This window comes from Psychroserpens citreus (assembly GCF_055686305.1).
Window position 1 is genome coordinate 3,405,282 of the sequence record NZ_CM145999.1, and the last position, 20,462, is coordinate 3,425,743.

Annotated in this window: 18 protein-coding genes; 7 read left to right on the forward strand and 11 right to left on the reverse strand. The window is 33.0% G+C overall.

The window, feature by feature from the left end; all coding sequences use genetic code 11:
• Positions 1–26: 26 nt before the first annotated feature.
• Positions 27–2,456: a TonB-dependent receptor gene (locus ACTU6T_RS15195; protein ID WP_460219048.1), complete on the forward strand. Its 2,430-nt coding sequence runs from the start codon at positions 27–29 to the stop codon at positions 2,454–2,456.
• 67 nt (positions 2,457–2,523) lie between these two features.
• Here ACTU6T_RS15195 and ACTU6T_RS15200 read toward each other — a convergent pair whose 3' ends face one another.
• Together ACTU6T_RS15200 and ACTU6T_RS15205 are read right to left on the reverse strand one after the other, a co-directional pair.
• On the reverse strand, positions 2,524–2,703 hold the full coding sequence (locus ACTU6T_RS15200; RefSeq protein WP_460219049.1) for a hypothetical protein: 180 nt from the start codon (positions 2,701–2,703) through the stop codon (positions 2,524–2,526).
• A gap of 102 nt (positions 2,704–2,805) precedes the next feature.
• Positions 2,806–4,071, reverse strand: coding sequence for a hypothetical protein (locus tag ACTU6T_RS15205; RefSeq protein ID WP_460219050.1), 1,266 nt, complete (start codon positions 4,069–4,071; stop codon positions 2,806–2,808).
• Between the two features lie 256 nt (positions 4,072–4,327).
• Between ACTU6T_RS15205 and fumC the strand changes: the two genes are divergently transcribed.
• The 4 genes from fumC (at position 4,328) to ACTU6T_RS15225 (ending at position 9,106) form a co-directional block, all read left to right on the forward strand.
• A complete protein-coding gene (gene fumC / locus ACTU6T_RS15210; RefSeq protein WP_460219051.1) occupies positions 4,328–5,725 on the forward strand; it encodes a class II fumarate hydratase in 1,398 nt (465 codons plus the stop codon).
• 80 nt (positions 5,726–5,805) lie between these two features.
• On the forward strand, positions 5,806–7,221 hold the full coding sequence (locus ACTU6T_RS15215) for a T9SS type A sorting domain-containing protein (protein ID WP_460219052.1): 1,416 nt from the start codon (positions 5,806–5,808) through the stop codon (positions 7,219–7,221).
• A gap of 105 nt (positions 7,222–7,326) precedes the next feature.
• A complete protein-coding gene (hutI, locus tag ACTU6T_RS15220) occupies positions 7,327–8,562 on the forward strand; it encodes an imidazolonepropionase (RefSeq protein WP_460219053.1) in 1,236 nt (411 codons plus the stop codon).
• Complete coding sequence (locus ACTU6T_RS15225; protein WP_460219054.1) at positions 8,546–9,106, forward strand: hypothetical protein; 561 nt, start codon at positions 8,546–8,548, stop codon at positions 9,104–9,106. The genes hutI and ACTU6T_RS15225 overlap by 17 nt, the downstream gene beginning before the upstream one ends.
• A gap of 51 nt (positions 9,107–9,157) precedes the next feature.
• Here the strand turns inward: ACTU6T_RS15225 and ACTU6T_RS15230 are convergent, their stop codons facing one another.
• The gene (locus ACTU6T_RS15230) at positions 9,158–10,039 is read right to left on the reverse strand and encodes a chromosome partitioning protein ParA (RefSeq protein ID WP_460219055.1); all 882 of its coding nucleotides are present in this window, start codon (positions 10,037–10,039) and stop codon (positions 9,158–9,160) included.
• Positions 10,040–10,159: 120 nt separating this feature from the next.
• Between ACTU6T_RS15230 and ACTU6T_RS15235 the strand changes: the two genes are divergently transcribed.
• Both ACTU6T_RS15235 and ACTU6T_RS15240 read left to right on the forward strand, forming a co-directional pair.
• Entirely contained in the window at positions 10,160–11,179 is a 1,020-nt protein-coding gene (locus ACTU6T_RS15235) for a formimidoylglutamase (protein ID WP_460219056.1), read from the forward strand.
• A gap of 51 nt (positions 11,180–11,230) precedes the next feature.
• The gene (locus tag ACTU6T_RS15240; protein WP_460219057.1) at positions 11,231–12,184 is read left to right on the forward strand and encodes a bifunctional helix-turn-helix transcriptional regulator/GNAT family N-acetyltransferase; all 954 of its coding nucleotides are present in this window, start codon (positions 11,231–11,233) and stop codon (positions 12,182–12,184) included.
• Positions 12,185–12,187: 3 nt separating this feature from the next.
• On the opposite strand, the gene ACTU6T_RS15245 is transcribed toward ACTU6T_RS15240, so the two are convergent.
• From ACTU6T_RS15245 to ACTU6T_RS15280, 8 genes are all read right to left on the reverse strand, one after another.
• Positions 12,188–12,940, reverse strand: coding sequence for a hypothetical protein (locus ACTU6T_RS15245; RefSeq protein WP_460219058.1), 753 nt, complete (start codon positions 12,938–12,940; stop codon positions 12,188–12,190).
• A gap of 11 nt (positions 12,941–12,951) precedes the next feature.
• A complete protein-coding gene (locus ACTU6T_RS15250; protein ID WP_460219059.1) occupies positions 12,952–14,661 on the reverse strand; it encodes a hypothetical protein in 1,710 nt (569 codons plus the stop codon).
• Positions 14,662–14,800: 139 nt separating this feature from the next.
• Complete coding sequence (locus ACTU6T_RS15255) at positions 14,801–15,343, reverse strand: hypothetical protein (RefSeq protein ID WP_460219060.1); 543 nt, start codon at positions 15,341–15,343, stop codon at positions 14,801–14,803.
• A 44-nt stretch (positions 15,344–15,387) separates the two neighbouring features.
• The gene (locus tag ACTU6T_RS15260) at positions 15,388–16,623 is read right to left on the reverse strand and encodes a DUF6638 family protein (RefSeq protein ID WP_460219061.1); all 1,236 of its coding nucleotides are present in this window, start codon (positions 16,621–16,623) and stop codon (positions 15,388–15,390) included.
• Positions 16,624–16,625: 2 nt separating this feature from the next.
• Positions 16,626–18,587, reverse strand: coding sequence for an AAA family ATPase (locus ACTU6T_RS15265; protein WP_460219062.1), 1,962 nt, complete (start codon positions 18,585–18,587; stop codon positions 16,626–16,628).
• A gap of 50 nt (positions 18,588–18,637) precedes the next feature.
• On the reverse strand, positions 18,638–19,081 hold the full coding sequence (locus ACTU6T_RS15270; protein WP_460219063.1) for a hypothetical protein: 444 nt from the start codon (positions 19,079–19,081) through the stop codon (positions 18,638–18,640).
• A 5-nt stretch (positions 19,082–19,086) separates the two neighbouring features.
• A complete protein-coding gene (locus tag ACTU6T_RS15275) occupies positions 19,087–20,133 on the reverse strand; it encodes a hypothetical protein (protein ID WP_460219064.1) in 1,047 nt (348 codons plus the stop codon).
• Positions 20,134–20,155: 22 nt separating this feature from the next.
• Complete coding sequence (locus ACTU6T_RS15280; protein ID WP_460219065.1) at positions 20,156–20,338, reverse strand: hypothetical protein; 183 nt, start codon at positions 20,336–20,338, stop codon at positions 20,156–20,158.
• Positions 20,339–20,462 lie beyond the last annotated feature (124 nt).

A 20,462-nucleotide genomic window follows, 5' to 3' on the forward strand; every position in this document is an offset into this window, starting at 1 on the left:
TAATTTCTAAACCAATACCCACTTACATGACCTTAAAAAAAGCCACTACCCTATTTTTAAGTTTTTTCTGTATTACAGTCTTTGCTCAAAATGAAGTCATAATTTCTGGAAAAGTTATTGATGCCAATGACAAAATGCCTTTAGAATATGCTACTATATCGTTTTTTAGCAAAAAAGAAAATAAAATTATAACTGGTGGAATCACTAATATCAAAGGTGTTTTTAAAATCGAGGTGCCAACAGGTATATATGATGTTTCAGTTGAATATTTATCTTACAAAACAAAATCGTATACAAATAAAAAGATAGACAAGAACTTAAACTTAGGAACTGTATCTCTATCACTAAATTTAGAAGCTTTAGATGCCGTTGAAGTTATTGCTGAAAAAACAACCGTTGAGATTAAGCTTGACAAAAAAATATATAATGTTGGTCGGGATTTAACGGTAAAAGGTGGTACCGTTAGTGATGTTTTAGATAATGTACCATCCGTTTCTGTTGATGTTGAAGGAAATGTAGCATTACGTGGTCAAGATAATGTAAGAATTTTAATCAATGGTAAACCTTCTGGGTTAGTAGGACTTAATTCTACAGATGCTTTGCGACAATTACCAGCTGAGGCTATTGAACGTGTAGAAGTTATCACATCGCCTTCTGCGAGATATGACGCTGAAGGTACAGCTGGTATTCTTAATATTATCCTTAGGCGTAGTAAACTACAAGGTTTAAATGGTGCTATTACATTAAATGCTGGAGATCCCACTCAAGCTGGAATTGCAGGGAATATTAATTACAGAACTGGAGCTTTTAACTTCTTTAACACCTCTGGTTATCGCTATCGAGAGTCTCCCGGAAATGCCTTTACAGATACAGAATATTTTAATGGAGATGATCCCAATACGTTTTTTGAAGAAACTAGAGAGTTTGATCGTAAAAGTAAAGGTGTTAACACTAATATTGGTGTAGAATGGTATATAAATGATAGCGCATCTCTTACGACATCATTTGTATATCGCGATAGTGATGAAAATAATGACACATCAAATTTAATTAGAGAATTTGATAGCAATAGAGCACTAATTAACGAATCGGTTCGCTTAGACCCAGAAGATGAAATAGACCTCAATCGTCAGTACTCGGTAAATTATGACAAACAATTTGGTGATGATAGTCAACACCGACTTACCATGGACTTCCAAGTTGAAGATAATTTTGAGATTGAACAATCAATAATCTCACAAGATGGAGATACAGCTGAACGCGTAAAAACTGAAGAAAATCAAAATGAAATCTTACTTCAAATGGATTATACAAGACCCATAGGAAAGGTAAGTAATTTTGAATTTGGGTATCGTGGGACTTTCCAGGAGTTAGACACTGATTACACCTTAGAATTTAATGAAAATAGCCAATTCGTTCTTGATGAAAATGTCAGTAATAATCTTCTATTTCGTCAATATGTCAATGCACTTTACACTCAATTTGGCAGTAAAACAAGAGATAAGTTCTCATACTTAATAGGGCTGCGTATGGAAGACTCTAGAGTTACCATTGAGCAAATAACGAGCAATGATTTTGATAGGAAAACCTATGTAGGTTTATTCCCTACTGTGAACCTAGGATATGAAATCACAGAAAAACAAAGTGTCACTTTAGGATATAACAGAAGAATTCGTCGCCCCAGATCACGTTTCATTAATCCATTTCCGTCTAGAAGCAGTGCTACTAATTTATTTCAAGGAAATCCAGATTTAGATCCGAGTTATTCCAATACTATAGATTTAGGGTATTTAAACCGTTTTGGCAAAATGACGCTTAATTCATCAATCTATTTTCAACGAGCTACTGATGTATTTACATTTGTAACACTTGATACTGGAGAAACTACAATTGTTGGTGGTACTGAAGTTCCTGTGTTACAACGAACTCCTATAAATTTAGCCACTAATAATCGATACGGATTTGAGTTTACTTTATCATACAGAGCTTCAAAACAATGGAATGTCAATGCAAATCTCAATATCTTTCAATCTATTACAAAAGGGATTTTTGAGGGTACAGATTTTGGAGCAGAAAACTTCAGTTGGTTTGCAAGACTTAATAATAAATACACGCTACCTGGAAATGTCGATTGGCAAACCCGTATTTTTTACAGAGGGCCAAGTGAAGATGCTCAAAATATAAGAAAAGGTATTTTCTCAACCGATTTAGCCTTTAGTAAAGATTTATTCAAAGACAAAGCTTCTCTTGCTATAAATGTGAGAGATTTATTTAATTCTAGAAAGCGCCAAATGATGTCAACTACTTCAACATTTGAAAGTGATAGTGAATTTCAGTTTAGACAGCGAAGTTTCAATGTATCCTTTACCTATCGCTTCAATCAAAAAAAGAAACGAGAACGTGGTAATAGTCGTAGAAATTCCGGATCTGGTGATGATTTTGATTTTGAAGGATAATGTAGAATACTAAACAAAAAAAGGAAACCAAATTGGTTTCCTTTTGTATTATTATGGTTAAAGCAAATTAATGAGATGCTGCTCGCTTTGCTTTCTTTTCTTCTTTAATTTCTTTTAAACGCTCAATAAGTGAACCACCAATCCAATAAGGAATAACAAACGTTAATAAGAAAATCATTAACCAAAATCCAATGGTTAAAATGGTTAAAAATGCTAAAAATCCTAAATATTGGTCAAATTCAAACATGTGGTTTTTTTTTATTACTGCAAAGATATGATAAAGCCTTTTGTTTTGCAATAGGAAATTTAAGAATTATTAACAGGATATTAAAATTTAACTCCGGCTTAATTAATAAGTAAATCTATACAATACGCCGCCGCCAATAGTAACTTCCTCACCAACACCAACTCCCAATGAGAACCCTTCAAAGTGAACCCCTTGTATTGGATTACCAGAAAACTCAAAACTAAGCTGACCTCCTACTTCAATTTCTAAGCCAAAATCAACATCCCATTCTACACCATTAAATTCCTCTAACGAGCCTTTATGGTAACCTACAACAATACCCCCTTCTACTCCTATATTATAGCCTGCTCCTAAACTAACTGATGTGAATGCTGTAACTTTAGAATTATCAATCTGAAAAGCCAAACCTTCAATTGCATTTGCCTTAAAAAAATACCCTACTTCTACTGTAAGCCCAATCCAAAGGACACCATACTTTTTTCGTATAGCCCATTCATAAAGCGCCTTTAACCCATAAATATCTTTTATCAATTTCTCAAGCGGATCATTTGGAACAGCTTTCAAATTATTATCATTAAAATACTTAGCAACCAATGCTGTTTGTTTGTGTAATTCTGGAATTTCATTCTTAATTTCCTTGTAATAACTTTGCGCAGAATCTACTCCTATTTGTCTTGATTGATCATCAATTACATGATGCAGGGGGACGCCTTGGAATTTATGGACAATTTTTTCTGCTTTCGGTATATCATAAACATAGTTTTTATAGGTCATATTAAAATCTCTAAATGATGTACCAAAGTCATAACAAAGATCATCAGAAAACAAAATAACAGACCCTTTGCTTGATGTATCATTATCATCTTTATGTGGATAGTATAAAGCCGAAGTTATTTTTGGTAAAATTGCAGGAAATTGTACATTAAAAACTTTGTTTACATTATCGATACTATTGCTATAGTCGTAAAGATTAAAAGAACGCCCATCTAGATTAATTTCCAATTTTCTGCTTTTAAATTCGCAAACCGATTGAATCCTAGGAACAAATTTTGAATAATCATCAAAAACTGTTGGATCCCAAGGGGTATTTGAATTTAGTTGCAAACTATTTGGAACTTCAACCCAATACTGATCTTTGTTTACATAAAACATTACAGGGTTTAAAAATGCTCTTTGTGTGTGGGCATGATTTGGGCTACCCATGGTTTTTGGATAGTTTTTAATAACTTCTCCAATCAGTTTAGGCTTATCTATTACACGTTTTTTTGCAGTATTATATTGTACTATATAATCTTGAATAAAGAAAAAAATCGTTTTGCCGTCTCCAGATGAGCAAACTGCATTTATTGACGAAGGAATAATTGGCATAAGTATTAGTTTAATTAAACATGCGACTATTTTTGAAATCCACTTTGTGAATCTATTAAGTTCAAAACACTAGAACTCATTGTTAAATTTAGATACATTTCTTCAAAAATTTACCCGTAGAAATACCTGAATTTCTAAAGTTGACTTATATCTTGATAAATTTCAACAACATATATTTGGCAATTTATAATCAATATAACTCCACAATAATCTATAAAAACTCGTAACTTTGTAGAAGAAAAAAATACCATTAAATATGGCCTTCAGAATAGAAAAAGATACAATGGGCAATGTAAATGTGCCTGCAGACAAACTTTGGGGAGCACAAACAGAGCGCTCTCGAAATAACTTTAAAATTGGTGCTCCTGCATCAATGCCTTTAGAAATTGTATATGGATTTGCCTACCTTAAAAAAGCTGCTGCTTATACCAATGCTGAACTTGGTGTATTAGATAATGACAAACGTGATTTAATTGCTCAAGTTTGTGATGAAATTCTGGAAGGTAAACATGATAATCAATTTCCTTTGGTTATTTGGCAAACGGGTTCTGGAACACAAAGTAATATGAATGTTAATGAAGTCATTGCTAATAGAGCTCATCAAATAGCTGGTAAAATTATTGGTGAAGGAGAGAAAACTATTCAACCCAATGACGATGTCAATAAATCGCAATCATCTAATGATACCTTTCCAACCGGAATGCATATTGCTATTTATAAAAAAGTAGTGGAAACCACCATATCTGGTGTTATTCAATTGCGCAATACATTGCATAAAAAGTCTATCGCTTTTAAAGATGTTGTTAAGATTGGACGTACACATTTAATGGATGCCACTCCCCTTACTCTCGGGCAAGAATTCTCGGGTTATGTCTCACAATTAGATCATGGCTTAAAAGCTTTAGAGCATACGCTACCTCATTTATCTGAATTAGCATTGGGTGGAACCGCTGTAGGGACAGGCTTGAATACACCAAAAGGTTATAGTGAATTGGTAGCTAAGTACATTGCTAAGTTTACCAACTTACCTTTTGTATCTGCAGATAACAAATTTGAAGCGTTAGCCGCTCATGACGCTCTCGTAGAAACCCACGGAGCTTTAAAACAAATTGCTGTATCACTCAACAAAATTGCTAACGACATTAGAATGATGGCCTCTGGACCAAGAAGTGGTATAGGGGAAATTATAATACCTGCAAACGAGCCTGGAAGCTCAATTATGCCAGGCAAAGTGAACCCAACTCAATGTGAAGCCTTAACAATGGTTTGTGCTCAAGTTATGGGGAATGATGTTGCTGTAACTGTTGGTGGAACACAAGGGCATTATGAGCTCAATGTATTTAAACCTATGATGGCTGCAAATGTACTGCATTCTGCTCAATTAATTGGAGACGCATGTGTTAGCTTTGAAGTGCATTGTGCTTCAGGAATTGAGCCTAATCACGCAGTGATCAAAGAATTATTAAACAATTCCTTAATGTTAGTGACTGCTTTAAATACCAAAATTGGCTATTATAAAGCTGCCGAAATTGCAAATACTGCACATAAAAATGGAACTACTCTAAAAGAAGAAGCCATTAATTTAGGATATGTTTCTGCGGAAGACTATGATGCTTGGGTTAAACCTGAGGATATGGTTGGTGAATTAAAATAACGATTAAATGCATAAAAACATCGATAAAAAACTAATTTATTGGTGTTTTTACTTATATTAGCAATAAATTAAATAATACTATGAAAATAAAATTACTATCAATTTTTATGACATTGAGTGCAATCGCACTTTTGAATGCTCAAACACCTTTTGGTCCAGAAAACACTATAGATGCTAATACGGGAGACAACCCCTATGTAGTGGCTTCAGGTGATTTAGATGGAGATACAGACATAGACCTAGTTATAGGCACCTACGATTATTTTGATGGGCCAGTAAGTGACGTTATCAAATGGTATGCTAATGACGGTACTGGAAACTTTACATTACAACCAATAGTTTCGAGCACTATGATTTATGTTGGTAGTATTACCATTGCCGATGTAGATGGTATTAATGGTAATGATATTATTGCCACTTCGGCGTCTCAAAATAAAGTTGTTTATTTCCCAAATGATGGGATGGGTGGATTTGGATCTGAAGTAGTAGTTGCTGGATCACTTACAGGTGCTGGTCAGGTAGTAGCTGTCGATATCAATAATGATACTAATTTAGATTTAGCTGTCGCAGCATATGGAGGCCATGAAGTTGTATGGTACGCTGGAGATGGTTCAGGTAGTTTTGGTAGTAAACAAATAATTGATGCGACTGCAGCTAGCGGACCTGGAGCTATTAGTTTTGCGGATACAGATGGCGATACCGACTTAGATATTGTTATTGGGTATACTGACTTAGGTAGTATTGAAGTTTTTTATAATCAATTTATAGAAAGTGGCACAAGCACAGTATCTTGGGTCAAAGACGCAAACACAGTGCACAGTGGTGATACTTATTTATTTGCTGCTGGTTTTGCAGATATTGACGATGATGGTGTCTTAGATATTATAAAAACGGATATTGATAATTCTGGAGGTGATGACTTAGCATGGTACAAAAAAGAAATGGATGGCACCTATACTGAAACTCTTATTCCTATCTCAATGTCTTATCCAGGAATTGTTAAAGTAGCCGATTTAAATGGCGATACTTATTCAGATATTGTTGTTACTAACGGAATAACATCTGGTGATGATATTATTTGGTTTGAAAGTACTGGTGCAGGGACTTATTTCCCAGAAGCAATGATAAGTGATGAACAACAACAAGTATTCGGAATGGCTTTTGATGATTTTAATGGAGATAGTAAACCAGATATCGCATCTGTTGATTTTCAAGGAGGTGATTTAAATTGGTTTGAAAATGATTTTGTTCTTAGTACGAATAATTTCACAAATACACCGTTAAGCATTTTCCCTAACCCTGCAAAAAATGAATTGAATTTCAAGGGATTAACTTCGGAAAGCTTAAACCTTAACGTTTATGACATTTTAGGAAAGTCTGTTATAAAAACTAGTATAAGTCAAAATGAAAGTTTAGATATTTCAGCCTTAAAAGCTGGCATTTATATTATTAAATTTGAAGAGACCGATAGTTTTTACAAATTCATAAAGGAATAATATAAGCGTATAAATATATTAAAGCTGCCTTTTCATAATGAAAGGCAGCTTTTTTTATACCAAAGATTTATATATTTATGACTCAATTAAATTTATTGCCATTAGATGACATTACTCATTATCAACATTAAAGAATTACTTCAAGTTAGAGATACAAACTTAACTCTAGTAAAAGGTGAAGACATGAAAAAGCTTCCGATACTTAGAGACGCCTATGTATTAATTGAACATGATACCATCATTGAATTTGGTCCTATGTCGGATTGTGCAGGTATTGAAGCAGATGAAACTATTGATGCCTCCGGAAAAATAGTATTACCTACATGGTGCGACTCTCATACACATATTGTATATGCTGGAGATAGAACTCAAGAATTTGTTGATCGAATTAATGGGTTATCGTACGAAGATATAGCCAAACGTGGTGGTGGTATTCTAAATTCTGCTGAAGCATTGCAAAATACTTCAGAAAATGAACTCTACGAAGCAGCTGCTAAGCGGCTAAGCGATGTTATTAAACTAGGAACTGGAGCAATTGAAATAAAATCAGGATACGGTTTAACTGTAGCTGCCGAATTAAAAATGCTTCGTGTTATAAAGCGTTTAAAAAAAGAGTTTCCGATAGAAGTAAAATCTACGTTATTAGCAGCTCATGCAATTCCCAATGAATATAAAGACAATAAGAGCGCATTTATTGATTTGGTCATCAATGAAATGATTCCTAAGGTTGCTAAAGAGCATTTAGCCGAATATATTGATGTGTTTTGTGAAAAAGGGTATTTCGATTTAGAAGATACCGAGCAAATTTTACAAGCTGCTTCGCAATATAATTTAACTCCAAAGATACATGTTAATCAGTTTAATGCATTTGGCGGTGTTGCGCTTGGTGTTAAATACAATGCGTTGTCTGTAGATCACTTAGAAGAACTTAATCCAGAGGATATCTCTATTTTACAAGATTCAAAAACCATTGCTGTGGCACTACCTTCTTGCTCCTATTTTTTAAGCATTCCTTATACACCTGGGCGACAACTAATTGATGCAGGTTTACCTTTAGCGCTAGCTACTGACTATAATCCTGGCTCAACACCAAGTGGAAACATGAATTTTGTGGTTTCAACTGCATGTATAAAAATGAAACTAACTCCAGAAGAAGCCATCAATGCTGCTACCATAAATGGTGCATATGCTATGGGAATTTCAAATAGGTATGGAAGTATTTGCAGAGGGAAAAAAGCAAACTTAATGATAACCAAAACCATTCCTAGTTATCACTATTTACCTTATGCCTTTGGTGAAAACAATATTGAAACAGTGATCATTAATGGACAAGTCTTTTAAGCTAAATCCAAACCAGCCATTTTCAAATCTTTGTGTACACAAAGGATTAGATAATTTCTTATCTGTTTTTAATTATGTTAAGCAGTTACCTTATGGTAGACCGTCAGATCGCAGTAATTATTCACTTGTCCTAAGTGAAAGCAAAGGTACTTGTTCTACTAAACATGCTTTTTTAAAAGCCATTGCCATTGAAAATAATTTTGAAGATTTAAATTTATGTCTTGGAATATTCAAAATGAATGCCGAGAATACGCCAAAAATCAAACAAATATTAGAACAACATCAATTAGATTATATTCCCGAGGCACATTGTTATTTGAAATACCAAGGAGATATTATAGATATTACTTTTGAGTCTGAAAACACATCCTTCCATGATGTACTCTTATATGAAGAAGTTATACTTCCAGATCAAATTGGCGCATATAAAGTACGTTTACATCAAGCTTATTTAAAGTCATGGATTACTAAAGACAATTTATTATTGAACTTCGAAAATATATGGGCCATTCGAGAAGCCTGTATCCTTAAAATTTCAGAATAAAAAAGTCCGAAAGAAAACTTCCGGACTTTAGATTATAAGCGCTTTATTAATTTATTTCAAAGTAAATTCTGAAGTTGAAATCAGTGATTTATTGTTAAATACATTAACAATATAACGGCCTTTTTCAAACTCATCTGCTGGAGCAACAAATTCACAAATATTTAAGTTTCTATTTTCATAGTTAAATTTACTAATCAAACTATAATTTAAAACTGTATCCTCAAACTGAATTTGTTCATTAGCACCTAATACATTGTTTTTAGGGTCTAATACTTGAACATATAATTCTTTATCACCTGCTCCTACCAATGCATTCTTAGCTACTGTGTAACATACTCTAATCTTATCACTACGTCTAGCACGCTCTGTTGGAATTAACTTACCAGAACTTCTTTCGATTACACCAAATCCTTTTAAGCCTGTAGTTTGCAAAACAGCTGCATTTTCAACAACTTCTGCCAACTGAGTATTTTGCACTAACAGAGAATCAGTAAACACAGTACGTTCAGCTAATTGAACTGTTGTGCTATCCAAAGAAGTGGCTAATAATTCGTTTTCAACTTTTAACTTATCATTCTCTTGCATCAACACATCCATTTCTTCTTGTAAAGCCATGAATTTCTTTTTGTATCTCCATAAACTATTCACGCTATTTTGAGAAATCTTAAGTGAGTCCATCAAACCATGGATACGCTCTCTTGCTTCAACTAAGTTTTGATTAGCAACTTCATTTTCGCCAATAGCAACATCGTATTGTTTAGCCATAGTGCTTAAATCTGCCATTACCTGCTCCTTCTCACGAGTCAATTCGGCTTCATTTTCTTTTTTCTCATTATACAGTTTTGATGTATAAAACCCTGTACCTAAAAATAATGCTAGCAATATTCCTAATGCTATTTTTAACCCTGTACTCTTACTGTTTGAATTTTCCATAAGTTTACTTTTGTGTTTTAATTATTTAAAACGTTGTTTTTTCAATTTTAATTGTTGTTAGTTGAAGTTGAAATAAAAAATACTGTACTTTTAATACGCCAAAATTAATCAATTTTGTTCATGGAACATTTAAAACCTTTCACAACTTCAGATTTAAAATCCATTCTGAAGAAACGTCCTAAAGAGACCAAATTTGGAGAACATGTAATGTTACTTCCAGACTTCAACGATATATACGAGCAATTGTTAAAATTAGATGTTTCTTATGTTGTTTTCGGCATCAAAGAAGATATTGGTGTGTTTGCAAACTACGGAAATTCAGGAACTTATAACGCCTGGGATGTGGCCATTAAATCTTTGTTAAACACACAAAGTAATGCACATACATATGCAAAAAAAGTACTAATACTAGGCTATTTGGAGTTTGAATCATATCAAAATAAAATAGCCTCATTAGATCAAAACAAGAAAAAAGATGTGTTAAAAGCACGAAAAAAAGTATCAAAAATTGATGAGTCTGTTAGTTTTTTAGTGAATCAAATTGTAAGTGCTGGTAAAATTCCAATTATTATTGGAGGTGGTCATAATAATGCTTATGGAAATATTAAAGGCACATCTCTAGCTCTAAAAACTCCAATTAATGCTGTAAATTTTGATGCGCATCATGATTTTAGAGCTGAAGAAGGACGCCATAGTGGAAATGGGTTTAGCTATGCTTACGCAGAAGGGTTTTTAAAGCACTATTACATTTTTGGTTTACACGAAAATTATATTTCTGAAACTATTTTTAAAACTTTAAAAAAATTAAAAGGTATACAATACAGTACTTTTGAAAGTATGATGGTAAGACAAGATACGCGATTTGACACCGAAATGAATACCGCTTTAGAGCATATTTCTTCACAAGCTTTCGGACTAGAAATTGATTGTGATGCAATTCAAAGTATTCCAAGTAGTGCAATGACACCAAGTGGGTTTTCTGTAAATAAAGCAAGAGCTTTCGTGCATTATTTTGGGAAGCATTTGAACTCAAGATATTTGCACATTTGTGAAGCTGCACCAACTCCTGAAACTGAATCACAGGTAGGGAAATTAATTTCATATCTCATTACAGATTTTATAAGAGCAAATCAACAATAATTAATCTTATTTTTATACATTTACATAAGCACTTATATAAATACAAATACTATGGATGCATTAAGAGGGTTTAGTGAATTGGCTTTGGGTTCACGTTTGAAACGATTGAGTGAAGTCATTATGAAAGAAGTGCAAGTCACTTACAATTATTATAATATTGATTTTGATCCTTATTTATTTCCAGTTATCAAAATTATTGATGTAAAAAAAGATGGTGTCGCTAATGTTGATATAAAAAAAGCATTAAAATTATCTCAACCTGCTATTACCCAAGCAACCAATAAGTTAATTGCTAAAGGTTTAATTAATTATAAAAACGATGCTATAGATAGGAGAAAAAAAATCTTAACCTTATCAGATAAAGGCAAACTACTTGTTGATCGGATGCGACCTTTATGGAACGTCATAGATGAAGTTGCTAAAGACTATACAACTCATGCCTCAAACTCGCTTACAGAACATTTAAATATATTGGAGGATAAGCTTAATACAAAATGCTTAAGTGCAACTATTATAGACAAAGCAACGTCATACGCAATTCATAGTTTTGAAGTAATTGATTATGACCCTCAATACGCACAGTACTTCTATGAGTTAAATATAGAATGGCTAAAAACTTATTTTTATGTAGAACCCTTTGATGAAGAAGTCTTAAGTAAACCAGACAAATACATCATTAATAAAGGTGGACATATCTTTTTTGCTAAAAGAGATGGAATAATTTTAGGGACGGTCGCTTTAATGCCAACAGAAAATCCAAAAGTTGTTGAACTTACAAAAATGGCTGTTTTGCCTAATCAACGTGGACAAAAAATAGGACAACGTCTAATGCAACATTGCATTAATTTTGCTAAGTCAATGGATTTATCAAAACTAATTCTGTACTCAAATACGAAACTTGAAAATGCTATTTATATTTACAGAAAGTATGGTTTTATTGAAATTCCTGTAGAAAAAGACTCTCCTTATGCAAGAAGTGACATTAAAATGGAATTAAAACTATAATGATTAAACAGTTTTAGGGTGTCTTCGTTTAAAATCCCAATTTAATTCTTCCCTAAATTTATTCCTAAATAGTTGATAGCTTCTATTATATTTAGCTTCACTTTTATAGGCATCTAATAATTCTTGATGTTGCATATGTATTCGAGGAATATAAATTGGTTCAATTTTTATAGCGTAATCTCTATAGATTCCTAGCAACTTTTCTTTGTGTTCAATAGTTAACCATTTATTGTTTCTAGAGTAACGTTTCAATAATTCAATAATAAATTGCTTCTCAGGTCTTCCATATGTATTATTAGCATCTAAAAATGTATTTAAAAACTTTGGAATAACATCTCTTAAATTAATAACTGTAAGATCTTTTTTATCAACCTCATTAATCGCATTCAAAATAGCCTTGGTTAGCAAATCTTCATCTGTAAAAATGTCTTCAATTTTAAAGTAATATCCTCTACTCTTATACTTAAAACCACCAAGGAAAGATTGTTCGTCTTTATAACTATGAATCGAGATTGTACCAGTTAAGGCTAAGTTTAAAATAGCAAGATTTATAGTGTCGAATGCAATGACTTTCCACTCCTTTTTTGGAAAAACGGATACAAAATTGTATTCTAATTTAGGGTACTTGCCTACAATAAACAATCCGATATCGTCGCAGTGTACTTTTTTTGAGTTAAAAACTAAGGTAGTTTCTTCTATTCTAACACGCTTATACAAAGTAAAACCAAAGACTCTCCTACTGTTTAAAATCTTCAATTTTAATCTTCTTAGTTATTAATAGATTCATCCAATGCCTTTAAAGAATCTAATTTACGCTGCAAACGTTCAATTTCATCTTTATTTTGATCAACTTGTGGAACAGCCATTATAGAGTCTACTGCTTGTTGAACCATTAAATCTTCGTCTTGTAACTCCTTTTGAAAATAATATCCTATTCCTTCGCTAGAACGCCAAGCTTCACCTAATTGGTCATAGACTTCTTTATCCCAAGTACTTGGATGTTTAACATCTATCCAAATTACATCGCGATATTCACTATCAATTAATGCTAAATCTGGTGTTGCTGATCCATCAAACTGTCCTGCGGCATTTTCTTTGATTGCAGAAATTGTTCCAAGGAAAAATAAACGCTTTCGTCCCGCAATATCTTTAATGTAAGGTCTAAACTCAACAGGTTTATTTACAGACCAATCAAATTCTTTACGAGATTCAATCACTTTTAATGGCATTGCAGAAACACCTGCATAACCTTGCTTTTTCGCAGCATGATCATAGTAATATAATTTATCGGTTCCGTCTGCAGGAACAAAAACACTATAACTCAAACTGGTACGCTCATCACCAACAGGCTCTAATCCAAACCAATGGTATAATCCACTATAAGCATCACTTTCTGATCCAGCAAAATCAAAATCGGTTACAAAAGGCTGTTGATTTTGATCATCAGGTAAATCTGGAATCTTCACAGCTGTTTCCATATTCCATGGTAATGGATCGCTAAATCCTCCTAAGAATTTTAATGACTCAGCTTGCAAACGTGAGACTTTTTCAGACAAGGTATTTTGTTTATTTAAATAAGGATAATTCTTCATTTCTTCTGGCGAAATAAATGTGCCTTTACCTATTGCAATACGTTCTAGATAGTCATTAAAATCGTGTTCCCCATTTTCAATAACCATGACACCACCAAAACTAGGATAAGGAAAGAAAAAGCCTTTCCATTTAATTAAACTCACAACTTGAACCCATTGCCCTGAATCATTCTTCATATAAAATGTATCGCTTGGTTCATAATTAAATAGCATCCAAGGATTAAAACGCTGTACAACAGCATTGTATGTATTGCGACTAAACTTTAAAGATTCTCCAATTGAAAAGGTCACAGGAATGCGATTTTCAGCTGAAAATCGCGGAAATGGAGATGTACTAGATACGGCAAAGACTTCTTCAGTATTGTCACTAATTTGCTGAAATGTATAATTTTCAGAAGGCTGAATTGCCATGGTCCATTTGTTTTCATTATCAACGCGTACCAAATGAGGTAAAGACACATCTTTAGTTTCTCCTACACTTTCATTAGCCATCGAAAAAATATTACGCAATGGCTGAATACGTTCATTTTGCGTTAAAGGAAGGTCATTTATTTCAACTTTATTTAAATCATTAAACACATTATATGTTCTCATGTAATCATACAATTTCAAATGCCATCCAACCACATAAAGCAACCCAAAAAATCCTATGAGCAATGCAAGAGTTCCTAATCGTTTACCTGTACTTGCAGAATTTCGGAATCGTTTAAGTCCGAAATACAAAATCACTACACTTAAAACAATAATGAAGATATATTTTCTAAAAAAGAGTAACGCTGGTTGATAGTCATCACGTAGTACAAATAATGCGATGAGTAAAATTAATCCCAAAAATATGATAATGAATTTTTGCTTTTTTCCTTTATTCCAATAGTTTCTTAGCATGCTTTTAATTTCTGTCAGGTCGAACGAAGTCGAGACCTAATTAAAGCTTCTCGACTGCACTCGATGAGATTAAATATATTTAGTTCTATGTACACTTCGACTCCGCTCGGTGTGACAATATTGAGTGACTTATATCACATTACATTAGACCCTTATCTTTCAATCGGTCACGTGCCGATTTTTGATCAGCCTTAGGTACTATATCTTCTTTAATTTCTTCTTCAACTTTTTCTTCGACTTTCGTGTCTTTAGCTTTTAAATCTTCAATAAAATCTTTGCCTTTTTCAACTACATTCTCAAGCTTATCTTCTAGAGACTCACTTTGTTCTTCAATAACTTTAGAAGATTTTAGGACAATATTTGCTAGATAAGTTCCTAATAAAGTTCCGGCTGCAAAAGATGAAAATGCCGAAATACCATTATAACTTCCAAATACTGAAATTGGAGTTAAAAATTCAACAATTAAAGCCGCAACTAGTACAATAGTAACCACAAAAATAAGGCGAGGTAAAAATGCTTGTTGAAACACAAAGCCTTTTTTACTATCTGCAGGCATTTGAAGCTCTTTACTATTTACAATTTTATTAAGCATACGATATGCTCCATTACCATTAGATTCTCTCCAATAGAGAAAAATTCCAAATAGTACTGCTACAATAAATATAATTAGTTCTAATCCCATGACTTCTGTTTTAATTGACGCTTTATAAAGTTAGTCTAAATTTCTTAAATATTGTTACTAATTGTCTCAATCACCCACTCCTGTAAGGATTCATCCCAAGTCTCGTACAGCTTATAAAACTCTTGCTTATCGTACCAATATAAGAAGAGGACATCTTTTGGAGCAATATTGACTAATAATTTCCAAATAAGATCCTGATGTTTTGGATGTAAGCTCGAATGTGGTTCATGCATAGCTTCAAATAAATCTTCATCGACAATATCTGAAATTTTATATTGATTACTAGTTTCTAATTTTTCTAAATAACGCTCAACACTCATTACTTTTTTACGAGTCTCAATATCAACTTTATTTAAATAACTTTTAAACAATAAAGGATCATTAAGAATTTCTTTTATAGGATGCTTAGTATCTTTAAGGTGTTGTGCAAATTCAAACTTTTTGATACGATCGTAACGTTTGGTTTTAACTATCTCTTCTAGATCATATGCGATAATAATATGATCTCTTAGTTTCTCCATTAATTGATGCTGTGAAATATGGAAAATGATAACATCATGAACTGTATCTTTTATGGCTTCCTTATACCATTTCATATCCTCGAACACAACTATTGGTGAGATAAAATCGCGCAATACATAAACACCACCAAAGGATTTTGTATAAAACGAATCGGTTACATAGCTTATAGACCTTAGGTTTAAATCACGTTCTCTTAAATCGCCATATCTATTGGCCGAGTCTAATAATTGTTGGTGCAATTCCTCATCAATAAAGTTATTGCCTTGTTTAAATTTTTCAATCAGTTGAAGTTGTTCCTCTCTAACATTATCAAGATTATCAATAAGATGAAATCTTACAGTAACGGTTTGGTAACGTAATACATCTAAGGGTTCGTAAAACACATCAATACTCTGATCAAAATCTATACAAATGGCAGAATCACGAGTGATATCATTTATCTTATCACCATGCGTCTTAAATACTTGAACCATCATATCTCTATCAAAGGTATGGTATGGGAGATAGACTGGTTTTTTATTTTGAAGAGGAGAAATAATAATGCCATGCGGATTAGATTCTCCATTGCATAAATAGTTCTCATCGTTTTTTTCTTCAGCAACTTCAGGGCTCCAACCAATACCATCAATAGAAAAATGGGTCAAATTTGTTTCAGTAAAACCCAGTTTTTTTAGGCATTTATTATAACGCTCCACTAATTTCCCAGATACAGGAATAAGTTCACTTCTATATAAGTTTGCTAATTTTAGTTTGTCCATAACTAATCCCTTTCACTAAATCGCTCTCGTGCTTCAGTTTCAATATTCAATTGATTAATTCTTGCATCAACTTTTCGCTTAAAGTCAGTATCGGCAATTGTCGCTACATTATCTAAATATCTCACAACTTCTTGACGACGTATCTCAGAAAAATCTAAACCTTTCATATTAGCTCTCATCAATTCTTGCAACATATTAAATTTAGTCTCATAGTCCTTCTTAAAGTAAATATCTGGATTTTCAAACCAATCTTGTTCTAAATCGAAATCGGTAAGACGTAAGGATACGGCACTTTGAATGTTTCTTACATCACGTGATGAAAAGAATGGAAATATCTTCTGAATTTCTTTATATAATGTCGCATAAAATAAGTGCTCTGTTGATTTATATCGCTTTTCAGCCTTATCATAAGCCTCTAACACTCGTTCTTCCGCTGGTTTATTAGAAACGTTTAATATTTCGCCCATATTCTTTGCTAATCCTTGATCTTGAAGATATTCATAATCACTAGGGCCTTGCATATTTACAAAATCTGGCATAGTTTTATCTAGTTTTCTCCACCATAAATGATCCTGATCTAAAAAGTCATGCTCAGTTCGAGCCCCATCAATTTTGAAACGACCTTGTACACGTGAAATAACTGCTTTATCTAGCATTTCTGGAAGGTTAGTAAATAAACCAATGGAACTGTTTCCGTAATTTACTGCATAAGCACCTTCTGTATATCTTAAAAATACACCTATCACTTCTTTTACACCAGCAGAAACCCCTTGAGCTGTTCGCTCTTGCAGGTTATTTTCGGCATCATCAATTGGTGCGAATATTAACTTTGAAGGATCCTGCAAAGGTTTCATCCAATCTACCATTTTTTCAGCCGAACCTCCTTGAAATGTAGATATCAATGTATCTGGCATTGGATGGAATAAGAAAGGAATATCGAGATTGTCACAATGTTCTTTCAAACGTGTTGCTATGGCAGCAATCAACATACTTTTACCTGTTCCTGGGATACCATAACCCATAAACACAGGCATAAATCCGCCAAGTTCTTGAAACGGATTTTTCTTAGCGTCAAAATCGTAGCTCAACATACGTTCAGTTAAACGACGTGCAAAATGTTTAGCATCTCTATTACCTACGATTTGCTCAAACTGAATTTTATTAAATTCTACACTTTTTGCTGCACCTTGGAATACATTATCCCAACCAGATACAGCAAAATCTGAGTTTTCCAGTTTATAAGTTCTATCTGTAATAGTCTCAGTATACTCCAAACTGCTTCTACGCATTTGAATTTCGGCAATAAGTGCCTCAAAGTAGACTACAGTAAAATCAACAACATCTTGATCCGATTTTATAATCTCTGGATGACCTAAATATTTATCGTAATAAAATAAGGCACATGACACTCCTTTTAAAGGAGTCATTAATGACACCTCAGGAATACCAGCAAATTTGTTCTTCATGACACTCAAATCATCAGAAGCTACAGTCTTTAAATCATGTAAAATTTTATAAGCAGTAGCAAACAACATAAATGCTGTTCCTGTTTGCATTTTACTTTCATATTCTCGTTTCCCAGAAGTATCTAATGCCGATTTATTTTCAGCCAAACTAGATAATCCTGAAGCATCATAATAGCTATCCTTAATCCAAATCCCTAAAGTAATTCCTTCTTGAACGGCATATAAAGTCTGATTAAGATGCAGAGGAATTGCAATCGATTCTGGCAATAATCGCTTCTTTAATTCTAAAATCGTTTTTGATACTGATGTAATTTCCGCTCCACCATTTCCTTTAGCGCGAGACAAATACAATAGTATGGATTCATCTTTAGCGTCTTTATCTTTATTTTTGGCACGCTGCCCTTGCTCCCATTGGATGCTTTTTATATAGGACGTGGCTTCATCACGAAGCATATCGAGTTCATTTTGTTTTATAGGAAATGTTGAGTTGTGTTCCATATGTATAGTCTTCAGTTATCTATTTGCTGTAAATACGAGATATAATTTAATTAGTTTAATCGGAAATTGTACAATTTAGCAGCTTCCTTTATTTCTTCTGTCAAATTAGCATCAAAACTAAATCCGTGAAAAATCCATTCTTTATTGGGTTTATAAAATTGAAAATTAAACCTTAATGGTTGCCTTCCATATTTTACTAAATAGCTTTTCAAGACATAACTATCAGATAATTTCTTTTCAAGAATTAATTCATAACCATAATATTTACCTACATAATCTTCCGTAAGTGTTTCCATTTGGTTTTTAAGTAATAAAACATCATCACTAGATGGATTAACCCAATCATTTTTACTATAAATATAATTTAATGCATCTGTAGATCCTCCTGTTTTATACTTCTCAAAAAACGTTTCTACTATCTCATCAGGTGATGATTGAGCAACTACATCATTTGATGAAATTATAAATAGAAAGATTATAATTAAATATTTCATGGTGTTTAGTTTTTTACTTTTAAATCAGCAATTTGAATAGGTGCTTTGGCTAGCTTATTCATAACTTCAGGCGTTTTATTATATAATAGCTGAATAATTCTATGTGGTGCAAAGACATAACGTTGCCTAAATGTGGCATTCCAGTTTTGAAAGGTTTGCTTACTAAAAAAGCTGCCTTCTTTAAATTCACTTTTAGAGCTAACTTCATCTATTTTAAAGGAAATTGCGTAAGATTCTAAAGGAATTGTTTTTTTAGAAATACCCTCTAGTATTGCATGCGTCACTTTGTTTTCGTCTTTTGCAAATACGTTATGTATTGGCCCCAAATCAACACGTTTGATTAATTTAGGAAACACTTTTGGTAAGCGTTTATCAATCGCATAAGCCATCATGTCTAAAGCCAATTCACGATCTGCGACCGTTTTAAGTGCATAATAAATATCTTCTCGATCTTTAGTTGGATTGCTACCATCATAGTTGAAATACATATAACAAATAAATGGTCTATTATGGGATACCTCATAAAAGCTCCAGCTTACTAAATGTGAACCAGGTGATCCTTGAGGTGCTTCAATAATCTTACCTTGAACAAAGCGATTGAAAATGTATTCTTTCTTAGCAGAAGAATAATAGACTATCGATGCCGCTTGAAATAATTTACGCTTTGCGATTGGTTCTTTTTTACGCAACAATGTATCTAAAAATTCTTCTTTTAATACAGCTATATTTGTTAATTTACCTAAATAATCTTCACGCAATTCTAGATCATTAAATAAATATCTAAACTCTAAGTAATTTGGAAACCCTGAATCGGTTAAATCTACCTTCATGTTTTCTTCATCATCATACATATACTTAACACGCATGGCTTCAATTGAATACAATAACAAATCACAATATTGCTTAAATAGCAGGATTTCCTGTTCAGAGAGTATCTGTTGTTGTTGCACAGCAACAATAAGCTCTTTAAGCGTAAAGTCTATCATCTTATGATAAAACACATACTGCTCTTTAGAGTCTAATACGGCCGAATCTAATGGAGTTACAATCATTGATTAGAATACATTCTATGAATTAAAAATTGAATTTCTCTTTACAAACATGAGTTACTGTTTTTACAGTATTGCCCTGTGCTCCTTGGGTCATTTCTGTTAACGTATCACATTCTACATGATCGTTAGAGAAATAAATAAAAGAGAGCACTCCTGATAGCAAAAACACGACGGCAATTGACACCAAAAAATATTTTATTTTCATAATTTATGCGCTGCGTTAAGGATTGATACGGCATCCTTTTTTCGTTTTTCAGAAAAAAGATATAGAGGAAAGCCTGACCCTCTGTGGCAATTAGCGGCAGAGGGTAACGCCATTATTTTTAGTT

What these genes read in the sequence shown, in the direction of transcription:
- ACTU6T_RS15225 (WP_460219054.1), top strand. Translation starts at nt 8,546, where the DNA reads ATGGACAAGTCTTTTAAGCTAAATCCAAACCAGCCATTTTCAAATCTT.
- ACTU6T_RS15260 (WP_460219061.1), bottom strand. Translation starts at nt 16,623, where the DNA reads ATGGACAAACTAAAATTAGCAAACTTATATAGAAGTGAACTTATTCCT.
- ACTU6T_RS15200 (WP_460219049.1), bottom strand. Translation starts at nt 2,703, where the DNA reads ATGTTTGAATTTGACCAATATTTAGGATTTTTAGCATTTTTAACCATT.
- ACTU6T_RS15275 (WP_460219064.1), bottom strand. Translation starts at nt 20,133, where the DNA reads ATGATTGTAACTCCATTAGATTCGGCCGTATTAGACTCTAAAGAGCAG.
- ACTU6T_RS15205 (WP_460219050.1), bottom strand. Translation starts at nt 4,071, where the DNA reads ATGCCAATTATTCCTTCGTCAATAAATGCAGTTTGCTCATCTGGAGAC.
- ACTU6T_RS15215 (WP_460219052.1), top strand. Translation starts at nt 5,806, where the DNA reads ATGAAAATAAAATTACTATCAATTTTTATGACATTGAGTGCAATCGCA.
- ACTU6T_RS15280 (WP_460219065.1), bottom strand. Translation starts at nt 20,338, where the DNA reads ATGAAAATAAAATATTTTTTGGTGTCAATTGCCGTCGTGTTTTTGCTA.
- fumC (WP_460219051.1), top strand. Translation starts at nt 4,328, where the DNA reads ATGGCCTTCAGAATAGAAAAAGATACAATGGGCAATGTAAATGTGCCT.
- hutI (WP_460219053.1), top strand. Translation starts at nt 7,327, where the DNA reads ATGACATTACTCATTATCAACATTAAAGAATTACTTCAAGTTAGAGAT.
- ACTU6T_RS15250 (WP_460219059.1), bottom strand. Translation starts at nt 14,661, where the DNA reads ATGCTAAGAAACTATTGGAATAAAGGAAAAAAGCAAAAATTCATTATC.
- ACTU6T_RS15195 (WP_460219048.1), top strand. Translation starts at nt 27, where the DNA reads ATGACCTTAAAAAAAGCCACTACCCTATTTTTAAGTTTTTTCTGTATT.
- ACTU6T_RS15235 (WP_460219056.1), top strand. Translation starts at nt 10,160, where the DNA reads ATGGAACATTTAAAACCTTTCACAACTTCAGATTTAAAATCCATTCTG.
- ACTU6T_RS15240 (WP_460219057.1), top strand. Translation starts at nt 11,231, where the DNA reads ATGGATGCATTAAGAGGGTTTAGTGAATTGGCTTTGGGTTCACGTTTG.
- ACTU6T_RS15255 (WP_460219060.1), bottom strand. Translation starts at nt 15,343, where the DNA reads ATGGGATTAGAACTAATTATATTTATTGTAGCAGTACTATTTGGAATT.
- ACTU6T_RS15270 (WP_460219063.1), bottom strand. Translation starts at nt 19,081, where the DNA reads ATGAAATATTTAATTATAATCTTTCTATTTATAATTTCATCAAATGAT.
- ACTU6T_RS15265 (WP_460219062.1), bottom strand. Translation starts at nt 18,587, where the DNA reads ATGGAACACAACTCAACATTTCCTATAAAACAAAATGAACTCGATATG.
- ACTU6T_RS15230 (WP_460219055.1), bottom strand. Translation starts at nt 10,039, where the DNA reads ATGGAAAATTCAAACAGTAAGAGTACAGGGTTAAAAATAGCATTAGGA.